Annotated in this window: 19 protein-coding genes; 11 read left to right on the top strand and 8 right to left on the bottom strand. The window is 38.3% G+C overall.

Features of this window, described 5'->3' with window-relative positions; translation table 11 throughout:
- Window positions 1-6: 6 nt before the first annotated feature.
- Window positions 7-531, top strand: coding sequence for a tail fiber protein (locus tag MHB40_RS00915; RefSeq protein ID WP_342442186.1), 525 nt, complete (start codon window positions 7-9; stop codon window positions 529-531).
- Between the two features lie 15 nt (window positions 532-546).
- Window positions 547-5,856, top strand: a complete 5,310-nt coding sequence (locus tag MHB40_RS00920; protein WP_342533716.1) for an InlB B-repeat-containing protein — start codon at window positions 547-549, stop codon at window positions 5,854-5,856.
- A gap of 49 nt (window positions 5,857-5,905) precedes the next feature.
- Here the strand turns inward: MHB40_RS00920 and MHB40_RS00925 are convergent, their stop codons facing one another.
- On the bottom strand, window positions 5,906-6,613 hold the full coding sequence (locus MHB40_RS00925; RefSeq protein WP_342533717.1) for a DNA-binding response regulator: 708 nt from the start codon (window positions 6,611-6,613) through the stop codon (window positions 5,906-5,908).
- Window positions 6,614-7,149: 536 nt separating this feature from the next.
- Here MHB40_RS00925 and MHB40_RS00930 point away from each other — a divergent pair.
- A complete protein-coding gene (locus tag MHB40_RS00930; RefSeq protein WP_342533718.1) occupies window positions 7,150-7,965 on the top strand; it encodes a metallophosphoesterase in 816 nt (271 codons plus the stop codon).
- Window positions 7,966-7,979: 14 nt separating this feature from the next.
- Here MHB40_RS00930 and tatC read toward each other — a convergent pair whose 3' ends face one another.
- The 4 genes from tatC to MHB40_RS00950 are packed head-to-tail and all read right to left on the bottom strand — an operon-like array spanning window position 7,980 to window position 11,542.
- Window positions 7,980-8,825 carry a twin-arginine translocase subunit TatC gene (tatC, locus tag MHB40_RS00935; protein ID WP_342533719.1) on the bottom strand — a complete coding sequence of 282 codons (846 nt, stop codon included), beginning with the start codon at window positions 8,823-8,825 and terminating at the stop codon, window positions 7,980-7,982.
- Window positions 8,826-8,836: 11 nt separating this feature from the next.
- A complete protein-coding gene (gene tatA / locus MHB40_RS00940; protein WP_205446442.1) occupies window positions 8,837-9,040 on the bottom strand; it encodes a twin-arginine translocase TatA/TatE family subunit in 204 nt (67 codons plus the stop codon).
- Between the two features lie 27 nt (window positions 9,041-9,067).
- Window positions 9,068-10,780 carry a GMC family oxidoreductase gene (locus tag MHB40_RS00945; RefSeq protein WP_342442190.1) on the bottom strand — a complete coding sequence of 571 codons (1,713 nt, stop codon included), beginning with the start codon at window positions 10,778-10,780 and terminating at the stop codon, window positions 9,068-9,070.
- 12 nt (window positions 10,781-10,792) lie between these two features.
- Window positions 10,793-11,542 carry a gluconate 2-dehydrogenase subunit 3 family protein gene (locus MHB40_RS00950; protein ID WP_342533720.1) on the bottom strand — a complete coding sequence of 250 codons (750 nt, stop codon included), beginning with the start codon at window positions 11,540-11,542 and terminating at the stop codon, window positions 10,793-10,795.
- Between the two features lie 305 nt (window positions 11,543-11,847).
- On the opposite strand from MHB40_RS00950, the gene MHB40_RS00955 reads away from it, so the two are divergent.
- Window positions 11,848-13,869 (top strand): methyl-accepting chemotaxis protein, encoded by a 2,022-nt coding sequence (locus MHB40_RS00955; protein ID WP_342533721.1) that lies wholly within the window; start codon window positions 11,848-11,850, stop codon window positions 13,867-13,869.
- A gap of 586 nt (window positions 13,870-14,455) precedes the next feature.
- Here MHB40_RS00955 and MHB40_RS00960 read toward each other — a convergent pair.
- Window positions 14,456-15,631: a DHHA1 domain-containing protein gene (locus MHB40_RS00960; RefSeq protein WP_342533722.1), complete on the bottom strand. Its 1,176-nt coding sequence runs from the start codon at window positions 15,629-15,631 to the stop codon at window positions 14,456-14,458.
- Window positions 15,632-15,787: 156 nt separating this feature from the next.
- Between MHB40_RS00960 and MHB40_RS00965 the strand changes: the two genes are divergently transcribed.
- The 7 genes from MHB40_RS00965 (at window position 15,788) to MHB40_RS00995 (ending at window position 22,348) form a co-directional block, all read left to right on the top strand.
- On the top strand, window positions 15,788-16,075 hold the full coding sequence (locus tag MHB40_RS00965; RefSeq protein WP_205446447.1) for a DUF6509 family protein: 288 nt from the start codon (window positions 15,788-15,790) through the stop codon (window positions 16,073-16,075).
- Window positions 16,076-16,226: 151 nt separating this feature from the next.
- Window positions 16,227-17,372 carry a VanZ family protein gene (locus MHB40_RS00970; RefSeq protein WP_342533723.1) on the top strand — a complete coding sequence of 382 codons (1,146 nt, stop codon included), beginning with the start codon at window positions 16,227-16,229 and terminating at the stop codon, window positions 17,370-17,372.
- Between the two features lie 13 nt (window positions 17,373-17,385).
- Window positions 17,386-18,720, top strand: a complete 1,335-nt coding sequence (locus MHB40_RS00975) for an FAD-dependent oxidoreductase (RefSeq protein ID WP_342533724.1) — start codon at window positions 17,386-17,388, stop codon at window positions 18,718-18,720.
- Between the two features lie 16 nt (window positions 18,721-18,736).
- Complete coding sequence (locus tag MHB40_RS00980; RefSeq protein ID WP_205446450.1) at window positions 18,737-19,213, top strand: glutathione peroxidase; 477 nt, start codon at window positions 18,737-18,739, stop codon at window positions 19,211-19,213.
- A gap of 151 nt (window positions 19,214-19,364) precedes the next feature.
- On the top strand, window positions 19,365-20,132 hold the full coding sequence (locus tag MHB40_RS00985) for an ABC transporter ATP-binding protein (RefSeq protein ID WP_342442196.1): 768 nt from the start codon (window positions 19,365-19,367) through the stop codon (window positions 20,130-20,132).
- The gene (locus tag MHB40_RS00990; RefSeq protein WP_342533725.1) at window positions 20,119-21,987 is read left to right on the top strand and encodes an ABC transporter permease; all 1,869 of its coding nucleotides are present in this window, start codon (window positions 20,119-20,121) and stop codon (window positions 21,985-21,987) included. The genes MHB40_RS00985 and MHB40_RS00990 overlap by 14 nt, the downstream gene beginning before the upstream one ends.
- Before the next feature lies 1 nt (window position 21,988).
- A complete protein-coding gene (locus MHB40_RS00995) occupies window positions 21,989-22,348 on the top strand; it encodes a YxeA family protein (protein WP_342442198.1) in 360 nt (119 codons plus the stop codon).
- Between the two features lie 85 nt (window positions 22,349-22,433).
- On the opposite strand, the gene MHB40_RS01000 is transcribed toward MHB40_RS00995, so the two are convergent.
- Together MHB40_RS01000 and MHB40_RS01005 are read right to left on the bottom strand one after the other, a co-directional pair.
- Window positions 22,434-23,867: a HAMP domain-containing sensor histidine kinase gene (locus MHB40_RS01000; protein WP_342533726.1), complete on the bottom strand. Its 1,434-nt coding sequence runs from the start codon at window positions 23,865-23,867 to the stop codon at window positions 22,434-22,436.
- Window positions 23,864-24,586 carry a response regulator transcription factor gene (locus MHB40_RS01005; RefSeq protein WP_342533727.1) on the bottom strand — a complete coding sequence of 241 codons (723 nt, stop codon included), beginning with the start codon at window positions 24,584-24,586 and terminating at the stop codon, window positions 23,864-23,866. The genes MHB40_RS01000 and MHB40_RS01005 overlap by 4 nt, the downstream gene beginning before the upstream one ends.
- Window positions 24,587-24,608 lie beyond the last annotated feature (22 nt).

The following is a 24,608-nucleotide window of genomic DNA, read 5'->3' on the forward strand; positions in this document are numbered from 1 at the left end:
TACAGAATGGATCCGTATTTAGGTGAGATTAGAATTTTCGCAGGAAACTATGCTCCGAGAGATTGGGCATTTTGTGATGGCAGTCTATTGTCTATTGCTCAATACAATGCTTTATACTCCATTATCGGAATAACTTATGGTGGAGATGGTAAGACAACATTTCAGTTACCTGATTTAAGGGGACGTGCCCCCATGCACTATGGCGATGGTCCTGGTTTAACGCCAAGGACATTTGCCCAATCAATAGGATCAGGTACAGTAACTCTTAATGAAACACAAATGCCTATTCATAAACATATAGCACAGGGGTCCTCTGTAGTAGCAGGTGGCATTAACAACCCCACTAATGCTATTTGGGGTAGTGAGTCAGCGCTTTCGGCAAAACCATATGTTAATTTAAAAAATGCAATTGCAATGAAAGTAGATATAGTAAATCCACAAGGTGGAAATCAACCACATAATAATATGCAGCCATTTGTCGCAATGAATTTTATTATTTGTTTAGACGGAATATATCCTCAGAAGCCATAAGAAGGTGGAGTGAGAATGGAATTAGCTTCTTTTATAAAATCAACAGTATATAAAATATTAATAATTTTAACCATTTCTACAATGGTTTTCTCAACCTTAGGAATACAACCTGCAAGTGCTAGTTATACAGACACATTATCTCCTGTAGAACAGATGAATGTAAAAAAGGATTCTAATGGTCAACTTTTAGCGGAATATAATGACCCTGCTATGATGAATGTTGCAACTAAAGATTTTGCTGCTTTGAAATTTAGTATTGATACATCTAAACCCATCCTTTCAGCTCAGCTTGCTTTAGCTGGAATAAATCAAGATAATAAACCTTTTTCTAATCTAGAAGTTAGAATAGGTAATAATAATTGGAATAGTACTTCTCCAGGAAATAACTTTCCAGATTTTATACAGGGAATTCCTACAAAAAATGAAGCTGTAGCTCAAGGTGACGGTGGACAAGTTTATGAAGAATTGATTGATGTGACAGATCTAGTAACAAATTCATCAGCAATTATAGGTAATAATGTAACATTTATATTAACGAGTAATTCAAATGAGATGACTGTAGTTAAATTTAGTAGCTCGATGGATTCTGAATTGGCACCCTTGGCACCTACTCTAAAAATTACCTATGGTGATGGTCAAAATAGTGTACCCACCGATATATCATTAAATCCAGCTACAGTAGAAGAAAACCAACCAACAGGAACAACCGTGGGAATGTTAAGTACTACAGACCCCGATGCAGGAGAGACGTTTACGTATAGTTTAGTAAATGGCCCAGAGGATAACGATAATAATAGCTTTAGCATCGATGGAACACAGTTAAAAACAGCAGGTGTGTTTGACTATGAAGCCAAGAGCAGTTTTAGTGTACGGATCAGGGTAACTGATAAAGGTGGTCAAGGTCTATCATTTGATAAATCGTTTACTATCAATGTGACAGATGTCAATGAAGCCCCAACAGATATTTCATTAAACCCAACGACAGTAGCAGAAAATCAACCATCAGGAACCAAAGTCGGAACATTAAGTGCTACTGATCCTGATGCAGGTTCCTCTTTTACGTATAGTTTAGTAAATGGAGCAGGTTCAACAGATAATAGTAGCTTTAGCATAGTAGGTAATGAACTCCGAACAAATAGTTCGTTTGATTATCAAACAAAGAACAGCTATAGTGTTCGAATTCAGGTAACGGATAATAAAGGATTAACGTTTGAAAAAATATTTACCATTTCGGTGACAGAATTGAATGAGGGTCCAACAGATATTACGCTAAGCTCACTTACAGTAGCGGAAAATGAGCCTGTAGGAACGGTTGTTGGTACATTTAGCACTACTGATCCTAATGTTGGAGACACATTTACTTACAGCTTAGTGGCTGGCACAGGAGCTACAGATAACAGTAGCTTTACCATCGATGGGAATCAGCTAAAAACCGCAGAAATATTTGATTATGAGACGAAGGATAACTACAGTGTGCGAATTAAAGTATCCGATAGTACCAATAATTTATATGAAAAAGCATTCACTATAAGTATTTCAGATGTCAATGAAGCCCCAACAGATATTTCATTAAGCCCAACATCAATAGCAGAAAATCAACCATCAGGAACCAAAGTCGGAACATTAAGTACCACGGATGCTGATGTAGGAGAGACGCTCACGTATAGTTTAGTAGTTGGTACAGGTGATACCGATAATAGTAGCTTTATTATAGTCGGGGATGAACTGCGGACAAATAGCTCATTTGATTACGAAACCAAGAATAGCTATAGTGTTCGGATTAGGGTAACAGATAAAGATGGCTTATTTTATGATAAAGAATTTACTATATCGGTTACCGATGTCAACGAAGACCCAATACCTACACTGATATCAACAGCACCAGCCAATAATGCAACAAATATTCCAATTAACCCTACACTAACTTTAACATTTAGCGAAAATGTGAGTGGTGTTGCAGGAAAGAACATTCGTATCTATGGTCCAAATAATAGTTTAATAGATACAATAGACGCTACTAATGCAACAGTAAATGGCTCTACGGTATCAATTCAACCAACTAATACTCTATTAAAAGAGATAACTTATTATGTATTAATGGACGATGGGGCATTTGTAGACACAGCCAATCAGGGTGTAGCAGGTATAACAGCAAATAATATATGGCATTTTACTACGCTATCTCCTAGTGATAATGCCAATTTAAGTAGTTTAGTTATTTCATCAGGTAATTTAAATCCTAATTTTACAGATAGTACAGTGAATTATCAGGTTAATGTTGCTTATAATGTTGAAAATATTGATATAACGCCAACGACCGCAAATAGTAGTGCAATCCTTAAATTGAATGGTACCTCCATTGCAAGTGGACAATTGAGAACAATACCTCTAAATGTAGGTAGTAACACGATTACCATTGCTGTGACTGCTGAAAACGGAGTAGCAACTAAAACATATACCCTCACGGTGATAAGAGCATTACCTACTCTCGAACAAGTAGACAATGTGGCATTAAGCACTAGTGGTATTGCGACATGGACAGATATAGCAGGTGAATCTTCCTATGCTGTACAGCTCTATAAAGATGGCTCTCCGATTGGTAGTGTCGTTGACATATCAGCAGATACAACAACGCATAATTTCCTAACAGCAATGCGTGCTGCTGGTGTGGGAGAATATACAGTAACCGTAAAAGCCAAGGGAGATGGGTTAACATATTTAGATGGTGTTCCGTCAATCTCTTCTAACACACAAACGATTATTAAACTAACAAGCATTACAAACGGTTTGAACTGGGATGGAGATATTGCGAAATGGCAGGCTGTTCCTAATGCGGTGAGCTATGATGTGCTTCTGTATAAGGGTGATATAGCAGTTGGAACAGCAACAAATGTATTAGCTACAAATATCAATGATGGTGTTGACTTTACTACCGCATTCCAAACAAATGGCATAGGAAGCTATACTTTTTTTGTACAGCCTAAAGGTGATGGACTACTAATTTTAGATGGGGATCAAGGAGTATCGTCTTCAACAAAAATCATTTCACCTTTAACTTATACAGTTTTATACGATGGTAACGGTAATACAGGTGGAACTGTACCTCAAGATAATGCAATATATAGTCAAAATGACGATGTCACTGTAGCTGCCAATGATGGCGGTCTAGTTAAAACTGGGCACTCATTTATAAGCTGGAATACAAAGGCGAATGGTACAGGTACATCTTATCTGCCAAATAATACATTTAAAATAGCAACCGAAAATATCACACTCTTTGCACAATGGGCAATTAATCATTATACAGTGAGCTTTGATGTAGATGGAGGAAGTACCATCTCGAATCAAACAATAGATTATGGGGAAAAAGCAAGTCAACCAACCCCAGAGCCAACGAAAGCTGGTCATACATTTGTCGGCTGGTACACAAGTAGTACTGGGAATACACATTTTAATTTTGATACTGCCATTACAGGAGACACCGTAGTCTATGCAAAATGGAGTCCAGTGGCTGTGACATATACGGTAAGCTTTGATGTAGCAGGAGGAAGTGCCGTATCAAATCAGACAGTGGCACATGAAGAAAAAGCAAGTCAGCCGACACCAACGCCAACAAAAACTGGTCATACATTTGGAGGCTGGTATACAAGTAATGCCTACACAATGCCATTTGATTTTAACAGTGTCATTACAGGGAACACAACAATCTATGCAAAATGGAATTCTGTGACGTATACAGTGAGCTTTGATGTCAGCGGAGGGAGCACAATATCGAACCAAACTGTAGCATTTGGAGAAAAAGCAAGTCAACCGACATCTGCGCCAACAAAAGCTGGCTATACATTTGGAGGCTGGTATACAAATAATGCCTACACAACACCATATAATTTTGATACTGCAATTACAGCCAACACAGTGATCTATGCAAAATGGATTAGTAATAATACAGGTGGCGGTAATACCGATCCTTCACCAAACCCTGATTCAGGTTCATCAACACCTTCAACCAATGTAGAGGAAATTGTGGTAGATGTTGAGTCTGGTGAGGGTGACCTAGTTTCTAAAACAACAATAAAACGAACAAAAAATGTAGATAACACTATAAACGATGAAGTGACATTAACTGCTGAGAGCGCAACAGAGACGATTAGAAAATTACAGGAACAAGGAAATGATAAAGCAAGAATCATCATTCCGGACCAGCAGGATCAAGTAAATCAAGTTCATGTGTCTATACCCAATAATGTGGTGACACTTCTACAAAATGGTGCAGTCCATCTTGAAATTGTCACAGATAACGTCAAAATTGAAGTGCCAAAAACTTCGTTGGAAATGTTTAATGATAATCTCTATTTCAGACTTATTCCTATAAGAGGGCAGGCTGAACAATTGGATATCCAAGAACAAGCAAAAAAGGAAAGGGTTGTGCAGCGGTTGGTAGGAAGTGCAGTTGTTGAGTTACTTGGTCGTCCAATGATCATTGAAACAAATATGCAAAGCCGTCCCGTCACATTAACCTTACCTTTACCTACAGATTTAACACAGGAACAGCTAGATCATCTAGCTATCTATATTGAGCATAGTGATGGCACAAAAGAGGTTGTGTATGGAAAGATTGTAGAATTTCAAAAAGGAATAGCAGGTTTACAGTTTGAGGTAAATAGGTTCTCTACATTCTCTATTCTTTACTTACCAGAAAAGGAAGAAGTGAAGGAGCCAACTACTGACGCCGTTACACATTCACCTTATATCCAAGGCTATCCAGATGGTACCTTCCGTCCGAATGCACCTGTTACACGAGCACAAATGGCAAGTATGTTTGCCCGTCAATTAACAGGTAATGCAATTCCGCAAGCGAAGGCAACCTATACAGATACCATTCAGCATTACGCAAAAGATGCGATTGAATTTGCAAAGGAAAAGGGTTTGTTTACAGGGGTTACGGCAGCTAACTTTAATCCAAATGGCTCGATTACGCGTGCACAGATGGCAACAGTGGCTGCCCGCTGGATAGAACAGCAATGTGTAGATCGTCCTGATGCAGATTTCTGTCAACCAACCTCACAAAGTGCAGTATTCAAAGATGTGAGCGTCAATCATTGGGCAGTGAAAGCGATTGATACTGTCAATACAGCGGGAATTATGACAGGAGTAACAGCAGATACATTCAATCCAGATGGCTACTTAACACGTGCACAAGCGGTGAAAGTATTAAATCGACTGTTTGAGCGTCAAGTCATAACAGAAGCCCAAACACCATTATTTACAGATGTGCCAAGACAGCATTGGGCATTTTATGAAATTCAAGAAGCAGCAAAAAAATAAGCTGAAAATTGGGCGCGACGATTCGTTATGTAATCGCCGTGCCTTTTTTTCATGATTCAAATAGAAATTGATACCCAGAACCTCTCACGGTTACAATCCTAGCTCTATGGCCAGTGACAGATTCCAGTTTTTTTCGTAAATTACTAATATGAACCTTTAATGCCTGAGTATGCCCAATACTTTCCTCTGCCCAAATAAGCTTATACAATTCTGAAGGATGAAAAATTTGTCCTGGCCGTTGTGCTAGAAAGAAAAATATTTGAAATTCCTTTGTGGATAAGGCTAAAGCTATGTTACCAATATAAACTCTTCCTGAGTGAACATGAAAGTGAAAATCTTCTATAGTACGAGCATCTTCATCTATTGGGTGTACATCGGCTTTTAATTGAAACTGCTTTCTACGCAAAGAAATTCTTTCAATTGTTTTCATTAAACGTTCTTTCTCAATAGGTTTTAAAATATAATCAAAAGCCTGTACAGTAAAAGCCTCTAAGGCATAATGTTCATAGGCAGTTACAAAAACAATGTCTATTAAATGCACAAAGTTTGCAAATTTACTGGCCAATTCAATACCATTCATTTCGCCCATTTCGATATCTAAAAAAAGAATATCTGGTTTGAGTGTAGGGATGTTTGCTATAGCTTCTAGTGGATTTAGAAATTTCCCCACAATAGTAACAGCACCATTGTCGTTTAATGTAGCTTCTAATAAATTGATTGCCAAAATTTCATCGTCTACAATGATGGCTTTTAACATTTTTTCACCTCTTTTCATCTAAAATTAGGGGGCTTTTTCAAATATCACTAAGAAGTTGGTAGAAGTAAAACTTCTGTCACCAATGCTATGCTTTGTCCTCAGCAACGGGACATCCACTAAATAATTACATGTTTTTGAAAATTCAATAATTTCGAGGTGGCAGAACGCCGTTCGCCATCCAATTTAATTGGAATATTATCCTGCAAATTTTACTAGCGCAGGTCTATTACTCCTTTAATTGTTTTAAGTTTATTAGTATTCTCGCACTTTAGTAAATGAGATGCATTTCCCAAATCGTGATGTATTATGAATGGATACTTAAATATGTCTTTCTACCCATAGTATAGCATGTCAATAGTTAACAAAAAATAGATTAAATCATGCATCATTATCTAATGATAGAAACTTTAATCAAAGGGATTTTGTGCATTTTGTGTATTTAAAGTGCATATACTTACAATCACTCTGTTTTTTGCTTATAATAGGAAGGTCAGAATTTTTTCTGAAAAAAGTAGCCACAAAGTGAGCGATTGCGATTGAAAAAATTATTATATGGTATTTTCTTTGTTGTTTTTATAGTCATTTTTTTGTACGTAAACAATCACTGGCTAGTCGTAAGTAAACATGTGTTTGAATCAGAAAATGTACCTGCTAGCTTCGATGGGCTACGCATAGTACAAGTTTCGGATTTACATGATGCCGTCTTTGGTGACAATCAACGAAAACTGATTGCAAAGGTGAAGGATACAAAACCTGATTATATTTTTATCACAGGTGACGTAATCGATAGTAATCGCTATGATTTAAAACAAAGTCTACAGGCAGTGAAAGGACTAGTTGAAATAGCGGATGTTTATTATGTACTAGGTAACCATGAGGTAGCAACGAATAAGGTGAGTGAAATTTATGAGGCGCTGTCATCGTTAGGGGTACATATAATGGCCAACGAATCGACCGTGTTAGAGCGCGACGGGGAGCGCTTGGCGATTGTTGGAATTGAGGATCCGTTAATGGGTAGAACAACAGAAGACATGCTGGACATTGCAACGGCCTATTTGCCAGACGATATGTTTAAGTTGTTACTAGCACATAGACCGGAAATGTTTAATACGTATGTAAATTATCACATAGATCTAGTATTTTCGGGACATGCGCATGGTGGACAAGTTCGTATTCCTGGACTAGGAGGACTTGTTGCACCAGGACAGGGATTGTTCCCAAAATATACAGCTGGTGTCTACGAAGCAGGCGCGACGAAAATGGTGGTTAGTAGAGGGCTAGGCAATAGCTCCGTACCGTATCGTATTTTTAATCTACCAGAAATTATTGTGATGGATTTAAAGAAAAAATAAGCACTGCGTAAAATCTACGCAGTGCTTTCAATTTGTTTGCGTTCTATACGTTTAACGAGATAGATACTTATTTCATATAAAATAATCATTGGTATTAATACAAGTAGCTGGCTTATAAAGTCTGGTGGCGTGATAACAGCAGAGCCTACGCCCATTGCGATATAAGACCAGCCCCGTATCTTTTTCATGGATTCAGCAGTCAGTACACCAATGGCTGATAAGAATAGGGCAACAATCGGTAACTCGAATAATAAACCAAGCGGTACTGTGGTCATGATTAAAAAGTGCATATATTCATTTGCTGATACCATGACATCGAAATTGGTAGCCCCAACGCTTACTAAGAATGTATAGCTAAGTGGGTTTACGACGAAATAACCAAAAGCTATCCCTACTAAAAAAAGAATTAGCATGATCGGTGCATAGAGGCCTAAAAATCGACTTTCCTCTTCCTTTAAGCCTGGTTTTATAAAGCTCCACAGAAAATGGACAAGAAAAGGCATTGCAAGACCAAATGCTAAAGTAGTTGAAATCGTCATGTAAAATTTAACTACTTCTAGCGGTCCTAAAATAACGAGTGAGTGACCTCGCGTTATGAAAGGAAACCAAATATTAATTGTGGAAAAGACAACAATGAAAAATAGAATAAAAACCGTTAGCCCTTTGATAATCTGCTTACGTAAATCAGTAAGATGCTCCAATAATGAAGTAACAGGTATCAGGGGCTCAGCTGAAACATGATCCTCTTCAATTGCTACCACAGGTATTTCAATTAAAGCCTCCATAGGTGCTGGAGGCTCGGCTTGAGGTTTATCAAGAGGGCTTAAATATTTTCTTTTTCCGTCTTCATATGGATCCATAGGAACCCCTCCTACGAAGCATCAGATTTTTTTTCGACCTTTTTCACGGTATCCTCTTCATCATCCATAAGCCCCTTAGTAGACTTTTTAAATTCTGCAAACGTTTTACCAACTGCTCCACCGATTTCAGGTAATTTTTTCGGACCAAATACAATTAATACAATAACTAAAATAATGATTAATCCAGGTACTCCAATTGCTCCAAGACCTCCCATAAGTCTTGCCTCCCTTATAATGTTTTTTTACACTAAAGACCCACCTGATTGACTATATTTAATAACCCCTTCAGCACAACGGTAGGCAAGTGCTCCTAATGTGCCTGTTGGATTGTAACCACTATTGTGTGCAAAGTTGCCCGCACTTACTGCGAAAAGATTATCAACATCCCAGTGCTGTAAGTAATTATTCACAACTCCTTGTTCGGGTGTTAAACTCATCACCGTTCCACCAGTGTTATGCGTTGTTTGGTAAGGTACGATATTATAATCGGTAATTTCCGCGTTAGGGACGATTGTTTTTGCACCCATTTCCTTCATAATATCCGCTGCACGTGCAGAGATATATTTATGAAGTGCACGATCCTGCCCAGTAAAATTGTACGTTAATTGCATTAATGGCAAGCCGTAAGCATCCTTATAGGTAGGATCCAGTGATAAATAATTTTGCTTATGTGGCATAGATGCTCCTTGCGCGCCAATACCGAATGAGCGTGTATAGTAATAAATAGATTGCTTTTTAAATTCTGGTCCCCAAGTAGGTGTATCTGGCGGTGTTGGATTGGAACCGATTGGTCGAGTGCCTGTCTGTGTAAGCGCAATATTTCCTCCGTGAATAAAATCTAAATCACTATGGTCAAAATTATCCCCATTGTAGTCGTCTATACACATGCCTAATGAACCTGCGCCCATAAATGTATTGTATTGTTCCTCGAAGAACCCAGCGGCACCAGGCAAGATTTGATAGCAATAGTTTCTGCCAAGTGTTCCTTTACCAGTAGTAGGGTCATATCTTTCACCTATGTCAGAGACCATTAATAGCTTGGCATTATTAAAGACATAACTAGTTAATACAACAGCATTAGCAGGCTGAATGAATTCTTCTCCCGAAACGGTATCGATATATCTAACACCTGTAGCCTTATTACCCTGCTTTAAAATTTCTACAACATTGGAATTGAAGCGTAAATCAAAATTTCCTGTCTTCAGAGCAGTAGGGACAACCGTAATTTCTGCAGATGATTTTGCACCGTATTCGCATCCAAAACGTTCACAAAAACCGCAATATTGGCAAGCATTGATCGTTTCGCCATCTGGATTTTTATAAACCTCTGACACATTGGCTGATGGTACCATATAAGGTGTTAGCTTCAGATTTGCTGCAGCTTTTTCGAATTGTGCAAGCATAGGCGTTTTTTTCATAGGCGGTGTTGGATAGGGATTCGAGCGCTTCCCACTAAATTTATTTTTATCATCCCCTGAAATACCAGCTGTTTTCTCGAACTTATCGAAATAGGGCTCAAGTTGATCATATGTTAAACCCCAATCCTGAATCAGATAATCTGGCCCAAGCTTATTAGGCCCGTAACGTTTATCTGTTAACGTTTTGATTTGAAAATCATAGGGTAAAAATCGATAAGTCATCCCATTCCAGTGTGTTCCTGATCCGCCTAGACCCTCTCCAAGCAAGAAGGAGCCAAGCTGACGCATTGGCAATGCTTTCATATTTCGATCATTACGAAAGCTTACCGTTTCTTTGGATAGATTTTGCATTAAATCATAACGAATGGCATAACGGTATTCATCATGAACATTTAAGTAATCTTCGGTACCACGCTTTTGCCCACGCTCTAAACCGACTACCTTTAAGCCAGCTTTGGCACACTCGGCAGCAACGATACCGCCTGTCCAACCTACACCAACTGTTACCACGTCTACACTTGGTAATGTTTTAACCATTTCCTAACCCCCTTAATGGTTGCCTAATGGATTAGGCTCAATTTTTTGGAATTTTGCATCTTCTATTTGTGTAATATAGGCCATTTGGTGACCAGGGAAGCCCTTCATGCGCCAGCCATCCATATTACGATTTCCTCCATACATTGGGTCAGAATAAGCTCCCTCTAATGTAGCTGCGCGTAATAGTGCAAAGAAGAACGCAGATGTAACCCCAACCATTTCTATGTCACCCTTTTGAAACGCTGTTAATATCTCATCCATTTGTTTGCCATCTATATCGTTAAAGCTTTTTTTATAACGTTTTTGTGCTTCGTCCTCCATTTTTTGAATACCCTGCCTAAAAATTTCCGCTCGCGTTAAGCGGCTCTGATAGCCTTGAGTTGGGGCACCCACATCGAATGGACCTTGCATATATTCTTTAGAGTTACTCCCATAATTTCCTGCAAGCTGATGATCGATAAAATAGGGAACATCTAAACCTATAGCACCTGGTCCCAAATCGTCTTCTGGGAAGATACGTTCTGTGGCCTTTGATAAGATACTAAAATCTCTTTCGTTTCTAAAAAACATCTTAGCCTTAGGTGAACCTGTTGCCTCATTCGTTGTTTCATGACCATCATGCTCCAAGGTAGAAGTGCCTTTACCATGGATGTTGTAGCCTACTAGACCTCCAATTAATCCACCACCGACTAATGTACCAGCAGCAATACCTGTTGTTTTTAAAAAGTCTCGACGAGAAACATTGTTTTTGTCTGAACTCATAGAAATCCTCCCCTCAAAATGTTTTAAACGGATCCTATCTTTAATAATCAGCAAAAAATGTGAATTATAATCAATTTTTGTTGGAAAATGTTTTAATTTCATCCATTGGATTTATGTACCCTGTCTTTTTATAACAAGATGGATCAATGAATTGAAAATTTTGTAGAAAATTGTTAGCACTATAAAGATAGTGTGAATGGTATTATTATACATTTATTAATCATATTGGAAAACTTTTGTTGACTTCTACTTTTAGTGACCTTACTCTGAAGTTATGCATAAATATGTGAATGATATAGCTAAAAATGGAAGAAGTGAGAAAAAGGGAAATGTGGTTAAAAGGTATTGGTGGTAAATTAATTGTTGCAATTATAGCTCTTGTATTTGTAACATGTGGCACACTAGGGTTATCTACTTGGATAAATAGTACAAAAGCTATGAATGAACAAGTGGAATCAAATTTGGTTTCTAGAGCAGAGGATGTTTCACAATACATAGAAGAACACTTCCAATTAACATTAGTAGAAGTTGAAGCAATCGCAGAGCAAGAGGCAGTTCGTAGCATGGACTTTGAGAAGCAGAAACAATATTTATCGAAACGTCTTGCTAATAATGAGAATTACTTAGGTTTTGGCATTATTAACGCTGATGGGGTTGCTCATTACCTTGATGATACAACAGCTGAACTAGGGGATCGTGATTATGTAAAGGAAGGTTTTACTGGTAAGTCTGTTATGTCAGAAATTACGATTAGTCGTGTAACAGGTGAACCAGTCATTTTAATCGTTTCACCAATTGAAACAGCGACTGGTGAAAAAGCTTTATTACTAGCGCGTATCGATGGCTATTACCTATCTAAAATTGTAGAAGGCATTAAGGTTGGAGACAGTGGTTACGCATTTATGTTAGACGCTAACGGAACGATTATTGGACATAATAATCATTCGTATGTGAAGGAGCAATACAATCCAATCAAGGAAGCAGACGAAACAGGTATCATGACAGGCAGAGCATTGGCTGCTAAAGAAATGCTTGCTAATGATAACGGTTATTTTTCTTTTGAAACAGAAGATAATGGAACTAACTTAATGGGCTATCACACCCTTGATAATGGTTGGAAAATGGGTGTTATCGCATTAGAGAATGAGATGTTTTCAGGGCTTTCTAAGCTTAAGACGAACTTCATTGTCACAACAATCATTGTTTCGATACTAGGGCTATGCATCTCGTTTGCCATTTCACGCTCTGTTAGTAGACCACTTCGACATGTACTTCGCATTAGTGAGGGCTTATCAGAAGGAGACTTTACACAGGAGATCCCAGAAAAATATTTGAAACGTATTGATGAAATGGGAACGATGGCACGTGCATTAGATCGCATGACTGATAATATGCGGGAAATGATAGCTAAAGTGAGTCAAGAAGCAACTGCAGTGAATGAAGCTTCATGTGATTTAATGGGAGATGTAGTCGGAGTAACAAAGCATTCGAAGCAAATTGCTGGTGCAATAAGTGAGGTAGACCGAGGGGCACAAAGCCAAACTGTGATGGCAGAGGAAAGTGCCTCAGCAATGGAGCAAATGGCAATGGGGATACAAAATGTAGCTGAAGTTGCCTCAACCATTGCTTGTAATACAGATTTTATTTCCCAGAAAATTAGTGAAAGCAATTATGCAGTCCAGCAATCCATTCGACGTATGAATGAGATTCAGCAAGGCACAACGGATGAACTAACCATTATTCACAAACTAGAAAAAGAGTCAGAAGAAATTAGCTTAATTTCAAAAATGATTACCGATATTTCCGATCAAACGAATTTATTGGCATTGAATGCTTCTATTGAAGCAGCACGGGCAGGGGATGCTGGTAAAGGCTTTGCCGTTGTGGCGGAAGAAGTTCGCAAGCTATCAGAGCAAACAGCAGAATCAGCTACCAAAATTAATGTGCTAATTGAAAGAGTTCAATCTTACACATTAGAAGTAGTAAAAGCTGCGGAATCAGGCGAAGATAATGTGGAGCGTGGTTTAGCTTCCATTGAGGCAGTAGGAGAGCGCTTCGAGGAAATGGTTCAAGCAGTGGGAGAAATAGCAGGTCAAATTGAAGAAATGAATGCTTCGGCTGAGCAAATGTCTGCCAATACGGAGGAAGTTTCAGCTTCTATGGAAGAAATGGCGGCCACTGCACATGCGGCAAGTGATTATGTGCATGAGGTAACAGATGCAACAGCCGAACAATTGAAGACTGTAGCAACAATGAACAATCAAACTGAAAAACTATCAGAAATGGCAAAACGTTTATATGAAGCCATTCAAAAATTTAAATATTAAAATTAGAGAGGAGCTGTCTATTAATGACAGCTCCTCTCAGAGTGTTGAAAAACAAAACCATCCATACAATTTTTGTGAAAGGTCAAAATGGATTACCGCTCCATGCAGGGGATTGTCTGTCGCTATCCCACAGAAGTCAGGTATCCATCCACTCCACCTCATAAAAATGTTACCTTTTTAGCAAAGGCTTAATTGAAGGTGTTCACTACTCATTTTATGGAGAGGTGTGGTCAATCATCATCATTTCTCCCATTGAAATTAAGAGTCTATCCTTTCTCGAATTATACATTTGCTATTTTGTTCACAACAACTGTATGAAAGATAAGGAAAAGCCACTTTTACAGAATGGTTGATTGGAGTGGAGCCAGTGTCACTCCTAGGGGATTTAGCGTCACAGATGAGACCCTGGAGCGAACGTAAGTGAGTGAAGCGACTCATCGGACGCCCCCTGGAAAGGACGCTGGCGGAACGGAAATCAACCCCTCGCCTTGTCAAGAAGTCTTTTTCTGCTAGTGACATTGTCTTTTTTCAACAACATAGGAGGAGCTGTCTATTAATAACAAACAGCTCCTCTATTATGATGCAATTAAGCGTCTTGCATAGCTGCTAGTAACGCTTCTTTAGAAATGGTGCAATCGCCACCGCCTTGTACCATTTGATCGCTTCCGCCACCTTTACCATTAATAAGAGGCAGTGCCTTTTGGGCAATATCCTTCATGCTTTTTGAAACATTCGTACCTCTTGCTGCAACGAATTGTAGCTTGTCTTCATTTTCAGACACAAGAAGAGTTATTACATCTTTCTGTTCCGTGACAATAATGCGGGCTATTTTTTGTAGCTCCTGCATTGTTCGTTGATTAAAAGCAGCAGTTACTATGCCTTCGCTATTAACAAGAGCCTTTGCTTCATAAGTGAGTAACTCCTCTTTTGCAGCAGCAAGTGCTTTTTCTGTGGTTTTTTGAGCAGAGAGAACTTTTGTGAGTGCTGTAGCAGCTTCAATCTCAGGGACACTTAATTGTCGAGCAACGTCCCCTAATACTTTTTTTCGCATGCCAAGCTCAGTTAAAACACGTTGACCACAAACAAAAGAAACGCGCACATTACCCTTCATTTTTTCGATACCTAATATTTTTATGGCACTAACTTGTCCAGTAGATGTGGGGTGAGTGCCACCACAACCGTTGTAATCAAAATGAGGGATAATCACAAGTCGAATGTCCCCCGTCACTGCAACTTCTTTACGAAGATTATAGTTGCCAAGCTCATGTTCTGTAACCCAGGTTGTTTGAATGGGACGGTTTTCTAAAATGATGTCATTGGCTCTTGCTTCTGCCGCTGCAAGCTGTTGTTCAGACAGCGTATCAACTGCAATATCAATTGTGACTTGCTCACTGCCTAGATGAAAGCTTACAGTCTGCGCATTAAAAAGCTCTACAAAAGCAGCTGTTAAAATATGCTGCCCAGCGTGTTGCTGCATATGATCAAATCGTCTTGGCCAATTTATCTTGCCATGTATGATACCATCTAAAGTCGATGGATCACCTTGAATATAGTGACGAATTTCACCATCCACCTTTTCAACATCTATGACTTCCATCGCATTCAATGTACCGGTATCGTGAGGCTGACCTCCACCAGTTGGATAGAAGGCGGTATTCGATAGTACAACATAATGACGGCCAGATTCATCAGTCCCTTTACTAATAATAGTTGCATCAAACTCTTGCAACATAACGTCTTGGTAATATAATAGCTCTTTCATGAAAAAGCCTCCTTTATGTAGGGAAATTAAACTCTAATTTAATTCCATTTAATTGTGGCATAATTACTTACAGGTGTATACGGCTTTTCTAGTTGACCCATGCTGAAATTGATTTAATATAGAAAAGAACAGCTAAAGAAAAAAGGAGCTAACATAATGGAAATTACACAATTCTCAATGGAAGAAATTTTAGACCCAACAAATATTATAGAAGGTAAGCGTTATGAATTTATTTTGGATGTAGAAATTGATGAAGAGGATGAGCTATACCACGAAGCCGGCATTGAAATTCGTGTTCTTATTGGCGAAAAGGGAGAAGAGCCATTTATTTTAAATTACTTCATCATAGAAAAGGCTGAGGGTGAATATTTAGACTTTGCACTAGAGGATGTTGAACTAGAAGAAATTTTGGCATTCTGTAAAGAAGAAATAGCGAAAGCATAATAAGTAACAGGTAGAGAGTATATATTCTTTACCTGTTTTTTTATTGAATTAAGGATTATGTAAGCTTGATGAAATATACATGTAGTATTGAAGAACTAAACTTAGTTTTAGTGTTTAGAAAATAGGGCAATTTAAAGAGAGAGGTGTTTCTATGTCAACGTACACGCAATCCATTTTTATAGCGTTTTTCATAACCATTATTTTATCCTTTGTACTGTTTATTCCATGGCTAATTTATACGTATCGCAAGTATGGATACTTATCGATGTCCAAAACCATTATCGTGTTCTCATTTATTTTTTACTTTTTATCTGCGCTTTGTTTAGTATTATTACCATTTCCATCTACAAGAGATACTTGCTCACTTCAATCCCCGGACACCGTTCATACTAATTTGAGACTTTTTCAATTTGTTGATGATGTTTTAAAGGACAGTGGGGTTGTTGTCACAAATCCATCTACATGGCTTGCTATCACAAAACAGCAGGCATTTTTTCAAGCCTTCTTTAATTTCTTACTACTGATGCCATTCGGCGTTTACTTGCGCTATTTTCTTAAAGAAAGAAGGTACTGGAAACGTGCATTTTTAATTAGCTTTTTGCTAACATTGTTTTATGAGGTCACACAAAGAACAGGCATTTATGGCATCTTTAATTGCGCATACCGAATCTTTGATGTAGATGACTTATTACTAAACAGTATAGGTGCACTATTAGGCTTCTTCTTAGCACCAATTGTTTGGGCATTATTCCCTTCGCATGAAGAGGTTGAGGCTAAAGCTGCTGAAATGGAAAAAAATGATATTGTTAAGCCGATTTCTATTTTGCTGGCATTGGTCATTGACTTAATTATCGCCCAACTGATTTGGATGATGATTGGTGTTCTGACAGGGTATAGCGGTACTTTTGAATTCTTAGTGGAAATGGCTCTGTACATGATACTCTTTGGTTTGATGCCAAGTATGATGAAAGGTGCAACGCTCGGTATGAAAGTGATGCGTTTTACAATGGTCAACAAGAATGGCAAAAGTATTGTAAGGCAATCGTGGCGTCGCTGTATTGCTATTATTGCTACCTTGTGTTTATCAGAGGCCATTACAACGCTAGGTGACATTCAATTAGATATGGATTCACCATTTTATGTTCTGCAAATTGTCATTTCTCTACTTGCCGCTATAGCAGGTTTTGCACTTACAATGATAATAGCTATTCATGTGATACGGGTCATCGTAAGTGGTGGAAAGCGACGTTTGTATATCGATCAATATGCAGATTTAATGGCAACAAGGAAAAAATAAGGGGGCTTGTAGAATGAAATACGTCATCATTGGGGGAGATGCTGCAGGTATGTCTGCAGCAATGGAAATCTATCGGAATGTTCCAGGAGCAGAAATAACTTCTTTAGAACGTGGTTTTATTTATTCATATGGGCAATGTGGATTGCCATATGTTGTAGATGGTCGTATTTCATCAACCAAACGTTTAATTGCAAGAGATGTCGAGACTTTTCGAGATAAATATGGCATTGATGCAAGAGTTGGCTATGAGGTAGAGCATGTAGATATAGACAAGAAGATTATTACAGGTACACAAGCAAGTGGCGAAAACTTTGAGATTACCTACGATAAACTTCTTATCGCAACGGGGGCTAGTCCAGTCATGCCTGTGAAAAAAGGGATTGAGCTAGAAGGTATCCATACCGTGAAAACAATTCCTCAACTGGAAGATTTACTGGCTGATTTAACACCAGATATTGAACAGGTAACCATCATAGGTGGTGGCTATATTGGATTAGAAATGGCTGAAACGCTACATGCCTGCGGGAAAAAGGTAAGACTGGTTCAACGAGGGAGCCATGTAGCAAGAATTTTAGATGAAGAGCTTGCTCAGCATGTTCATGAGGAAGCAAAAAAGAACGATGTAGAGTTGTTATTAAATACGAGTGTTGAAGCATTTGAAGGAAATAAACGGGTTGAACGCGTTGTTACAGACAACGGTATTTTGGAGACAGATTTAGTGATTGTCGCTTCAGGCATTCAACCAAATACGCAGTTTTTAAAGGATACTGGGATTGCACTTGCAAAAAATGGAGCAATCATTGTAAATCGCCATTTAGAGACTTCTATTGAAAATATTTATGCAGCAGGAGATTGTGCAACCCATTTTAATATTGTAAAGGAACGTTTAGATTATATACCTTTAGGAACAACAGCCAATAAGCAAGGTCGTTTAGCTGGTCTCAATATGTCAGGCAAATTTGCGCCGTTTAGAGGAATTGTGGGCACTTCTATTTTAAAATTTTTCAATCTAACCATAGCTACAACAGGCATTAATGAGCGCAATGCTAAAGAGCTGGGCTTTGACTATGAGGCATTTAAATTATCTGCACGCCATATAGCTGGCTATTATCCAGGTGCACAACGTATGTTTATTAAAGTGGTCGTTCGCAAACGTGATCAATTGTTACTGGGTGCGCAAATCGTGGGACCTGCGGGAGTCGATAAGCGTATCGATGTGTTTGCTACGGCATTATATAGTAAAATGACACTACCTGATTTGCTAGATTTAGATTTAGCCTATGCACCACCATTTAACGGTGTTTGGGATCCTTTGCAGCAGGTGGCAAGAATGAATGGACGTTTATAATAGGAGGTAGAGAGAGATGAGCATTTATGATATTAACGTAACTTTAGAAGATGGTACTATCTATAGCCTCGAACGTTATAAAGGAAAGCCTTTGCTAATTGTTAATACAGCTTCCAAATGTGGCTTTACACCACAATTTGAAGAATTAGAAGGGCTCTATGAAAAATATCAGGAGCAAGGTCTGGTTGTACTTGGTTTTCCGTCAAATCAATTTAAACAAGAGCTAGCGACAGCTGAAGAAGCGGCCTCCCAATGTCGACTGACATATGGTGTGACGTTCCCAATGCATGAGATAGTTAAGGTAAATGGTAAAGAAGCACACCCTATTTTCGATTATCTTACTTCTCACTCCAAAGGATTTTTAGGTAATAGTGTTAAATGGAACTTTACTAAATTCCTTGTGAATCGTAATGGAGAGGTTGTTGGACGGTATGCATCAGCAGATAAGCCAAGTAGCTTTGAGGAAGATATTCAAAAAGTATTAGCACAATAGATTAGAAAAGGTTCATGCACAGTTTGTGTATGAATCTTTTTTTGTCTACAAATTTCAAAAAGCAGATGATTTAAGGTTGCTGTAAGCTTGCGACAAATTTGTTGTAAGTTTGAGGTCGTATACTAAAGTCAGAAAGAAGAGGTGAGCGTATATGACGCCATTATTAAAGGTACAAAACGTTGGAAAAACATACGGCAAAGGCGCAAATACTTTTACAGCGCTATCGAATATATCATTTGAAGTTGAAAAAGGAGAGTTTGTTGGTGTAATGGGTCCTTCTGGGGCTGGGAAATCTACACTTCTAAATGTATTAGCAACAATTGATACACCAACGACTGGTGAAATAATTATTGAGGATACTCATTTAGCACGTATGAAGGATGCTGAATTAGCGGATTTTCGTCGTGATAATTTAGGGTTTATTTTCCAAGACTATAACTTGCTCGATTCTTTAACAGTGCGAGAAAATATTGTTTTACCACTAGCGATTGCAAAAATGCCGACAAAGGCTATTAACGCAAGGGTTGATCGCATTGCTGCACTGTTTGGTATAAGTGATTTGCTTGATAAATATCCTTATCAAATATCAGGTGGGCAAAAGCAACGTACTGCCTCCTCACGAGCATTAGTGACAGAGCCGAAACTAATTTTTGCCGATGAGCCTACAGGTGCGCTTGATTCAAAATCCGCAACAGATTTACTAGAAAGCTTAAGTGATTTGAACCAATCTCAAGCCGCAACGATTATGATGGTTACCCATGATGCCTTTGCAGCTAGCTTCTGCCAGCGCATACTATTTATTCAGGATGGACAGCTTTCTAAGGAAATTCAACGTGGGACTCTAACAAGGAAGCAATTTTTCCAAGAGATCTTGCAGGTGCTGTCTAGCATCGGGGGTGGAGTAAATGACGTTATTTAGCTTAGCGCGGAAAAATATTCAACGCAGTATGTCGAATTACTTTTTATATATTGCCTCGATGGTATTTAGTATCGTTATTTACTTTACGTTTGTGACGCTCAAATACAATGATGATCTTTCAGCCTTAAAGCAATCGTCACAACAAATTAAAGGATTGATGAGTGCCTCGTCCGTAGTACTTCTGTTCTTCATTGTTATCTTTATGGCCTATTCCAATTCGTTTTTTATGAAGAAGCGGAAAAAAGAAGTGGCCCTTTACTCTTTACTAGGTGTGCGTAAGCAAAAAATCGGCTTAATGCTCTTTTTTGAGAATTTAGTGATAGGGCTTGTTTCTCTAGTACTTGGTATTGTTCTAGGATTCTTTATGTCTCAAGGGCTGTTAATGATTTTAGTACGCTTAATGGGCTATGAAGTGGTTGGTAGCCTGACATTTTCAATGGAGGCACTAATTAATACAACGGGCATTTTTACCCTACTGTTTTTATTCACGTCCTTACAGGGCTATCGTGTGATTTATCAATTTAAGCTAATTGATTTATTCCATGCAGACAAACAGGGGGAGCAAATTCCACGTGCATCATTAGTAGCCGCTTTACTTGGTACTGTACTTATTGCATTTGGTTATTATACAGCTGCCTCTGATATGTTTACGAGTGAAATATGGCGATTCTTTACGGTGTTAGGGACGCCATTAATGGTTATAGGCGTAACGATTGCAGGGACATACCTTCTATTCCATAGTGTGAGCGTCTTTTTGTTAACGGCATTAAAAAGAGCAACATCATGGTCCTGGAAGGGCTTAAATCTAATTGGTGTTTCTCAGTTATTATATCGTATTCGAGCCAATGCAAAATCGTTGTCAATCATTGCAATTTTAAGTGCCACAACGATTACTGCTGGCGGTGGTGTCTTTGGCATGTATTACAATGCAGAAGCAAGTGTGCGTCAGATGCTGCCAAATACATTTATGTGGAAGGGCGAGACAGTAGAATTTTCTCAAGAAGATGTCTTATATAATGAAGCAGTGGCTGTGAAAAATCTACGTGTTGATAATGAATTCTCGTTTTTCGAATATACATTACTGAAGGAATCTGATTATAATCGTTTAGCGAAATTACAAGGCAAGGATAGAGAGCTACACATTGCAGATGGCTCTACGGTTTTACTTGATGCAGCCTTTGATGAACGATTTTCACATGATTTTACAGGTGAAGATTTTAAACTACAAAACGGAGATTCCTTCCATGTAGATAAAATGTACATGGATAGCGTCCTAAACTTTATAGCAGCGGGAACAGTACTTGTTGTGAATGATCAGGAATTTAAGGCTACAGATGCCGATGAGATGATCATGCAGGTCGTTGGATTGGACAATGATTTGAAACAGCAGGATGTGTCAAAAGACATTTACAAGCAATTGTCTTCTGAACAGCAAGAAACCTTCTCGAGTGTACCGCAAAGCTATGAGGATAGTTTAGCAACAGTTGGTGCCCTCTTGTTTGTAGGAAGCTTTTTGGGATTGGTTTTCCTAGCGGCAACGGGTAGTATTATCTATTTCAAAATTTTAACGGAAGCTGAAGAAGATCAGGCGAAATATGCTATTTTAAATAAAATTGGTGTAAATAGTAAGCAAATATTAAAGACAGTAGCAGGACAGGTGGCTGTCATTTTTAGTGCTCCACTTATTGTAGGTATTGTGCATAGTGCGTTTGCATTACTAGCATTTTCACAGCTATTTGGCATGAATATTACAAAGCCAGTCATTCTGTGGATGATTGCATATTCAGCTATTTACTTTATTTATTATATCTTTACCGTGCGTTCGTTCTATAAAATAGTGAGACAGGGGAATTAATATGAAAAAAGTATTTTTCGGAATAGGTGCGTTGTTCATCTTATTCGTAGCAGGATTGGTTGTATTGATGACTGTAGACTTTAACCGTTTAAATAAAGACACATACTATGTCCATATTACAGCTGATGGTGAGGTAGAGGAGTATAAGACAGATAGTGGTGAAATCTTTAAAATGTATTGGTACGAGCTACCTACTTACAATAAAAATGGGGAAGAGAAAACATTAAAGTTTTCAGCTCACAAAAATTTACGCCAGGATGCTTATTTAAAGCTTTACGTGAAAAAGGAAACGGAAGTCACTTCATTTGATGAAGTAAAATTCCATGAATTACCTAAAAAAGTACAGAATCAAATGAAATAGCACAAAGGGGGAGTCTCATAAATTTGAGACTCCTCCTTTTCTGCATGAAAGCGAAGTATAACGAAGCGCCAGTAGCAAAAGTGTATTAAAATTTCCTGTTTTTAAGAGAATCCTGAATTTCTTGGTTTGTACTTGGAAATTCCTTTTGTAAATAAATAATAACGCTTGTACCTTTTCCTTTTTCTGAGGTGATGGTCACTGTTCCTCCATGGGCCTCGATGATATCTCTAGCAATTGCTGTACCTAAACCAGTACCAGCTGTTTTGTCCGTATTTGTACCTCGGTAATAGCGCTCAAAAATATGTTCAAGATCCTCAGGGGCTATCCCTTTGCCATTATCAGAAATTGTAATAGTATTCTCATCAACAGACACATGGACAGATACATCTGGAACATTATGAAGGAGCGCATTGTGTAAAAAGTTCATAATAGCTCTGCGCATAAAATGTTCGTCAATTTGATGCAGACTGTTCTCGGTGACTGCCTCGAACGCAAGGTTAGCCTGTTCATATTGTGGTGTATTCAATGTTTCAATCACTATCTCACGAATGAAAGGCACCATGTTAACTTCTTTTCGTGTAAGTGGAAGCTGTTGATGTCTTAAACGCATCGTTAAATTTAAGTCATCCAGTAGATTTTGCATATGCAATGATTGTTTTTCTATAATTTGTGCGTACTCCATTTGCTCAATATTTGTTATTTGTGCATCATTTAATAGTTCTGCATAACCCCGAATAGAGGCTAGTGGCGTTTTCATATCGTGGGAGACATTACTGATCCATTCTTCACGCATAATCTCTAGTCTCTTTCTCTCCTGTTCATGGGCTGCCAATTCTCGTGATACTTCATTTAAGTTTTCAAAAACTGGCTTGTAGACACCACCAGGAGCTTTAACAGACTTATGATCATGATTCTTTAAATGATGAATGCGCTCTATCATCGCATATAGAGGTTTCGTTAATGTACGTCCAAAAAGCCATCCTACCAATGTAGCTACTAATAAGTCAGCAATCACGATGAACAATCCAAATTTCCCTATAAACTGTAAGAGTGATGTACCAGAAACATGCGTAACAAATCTTGTAACACCACTGCCTTTAATACCAATTAAATAACTAAAAGCATCCTTACTGCCAATATACACCGTAGTATCAGAATCAAATTCTTTATATTTATATACTTGAATTAAGTCGATAGGTGCATAGTGCGATGGTGCTTTATCTGGCGCAAAATGAGCATCAATAACTTGACCATTTTCATCAAGCAATTGTATCCAAGCATTTCTTTGATGCAATTGTTCAAGTCCGTCTGCATTGATGGAGGTTGCTCCATTTTTTATTTCAATATATTTTTGAAATTCCCGCACAAAGTTTTCCTCTTTAGTGGCAGAAGCGCCTTCAGAATCAGTTGCTAATCGATAAGTAAGGAGTCCCATGAAGATAGCTGTATTGACGAAAATAACAATGATGACTATAGAAAGCACGGAAAGGAGAAAGCGAGCCGTTAATTTCCACTTCATTCTTGTGCCTCTTTTGGCATGATAAATTTATAGCCAAGTCCTTTTACAGTTGTGATATACAGCGGGTTAGAGGGATCCTGCTCAATTTTTTCACGTAAACGGCGAATATGCACCATAACAGTGTTATCAGAACCAAAGAAATCCTCTCCCCATACACGTTCAAACAATGTTTCTTTACTTAAGATTCGATTGGGATTGTGCATAAAGCACGCCATTAAACCAATTTCCTTAGCTGTTAACTCCAATAAAACGCCATCTTTATGGACCTCTGTTTCATCTGCATTCAACTGAAATGGTCCAATCTGTAGGGCTTTTTCGACAATGTTCGTTACGGTATCTTGTGTTTGATAGCCAGCTCTACGTAATTGAGCCTTCACACGATAAGCAACTTCTTTAGGGCTAAAAGGTTTTGTAATATAATCATCTCCGCCAATGGCAAGCCCTAAAATTTTATCAATTTCTTCATTTTTAGCAGACATAAAGAGCACAGGAACATGTGATACTTCACGAATACGTCTACATAAATCGTAGCCCTCACCATCTGGAAGCATGACATCTAGAAGTACAATATCGGGTGTTGTTTGTTGAAAGCTTGTCCAAGCATCGTGGATGGTGCCAGCTGTATGAATTTGTTTATAGCCCTCTTTTTGTAAGCTTACTTTTAGCAGATTGGCTAAATCAGCCTCATCATCCACTACTAAAATGGTTGGTTCTTGCACTTGTTCACACGACCTTTCGATT

This window comes from Lysinibacillus sp. FSL K6-0057 (assembly GCF_038630885.1).
Taxonomy (GTDB): domain Bacteria; phylum Bacillota; class Bacilli; order Bacillales_A; family Planococcaceae; genus Lysinibacillus; species Lysinibacillus fusiformis_F.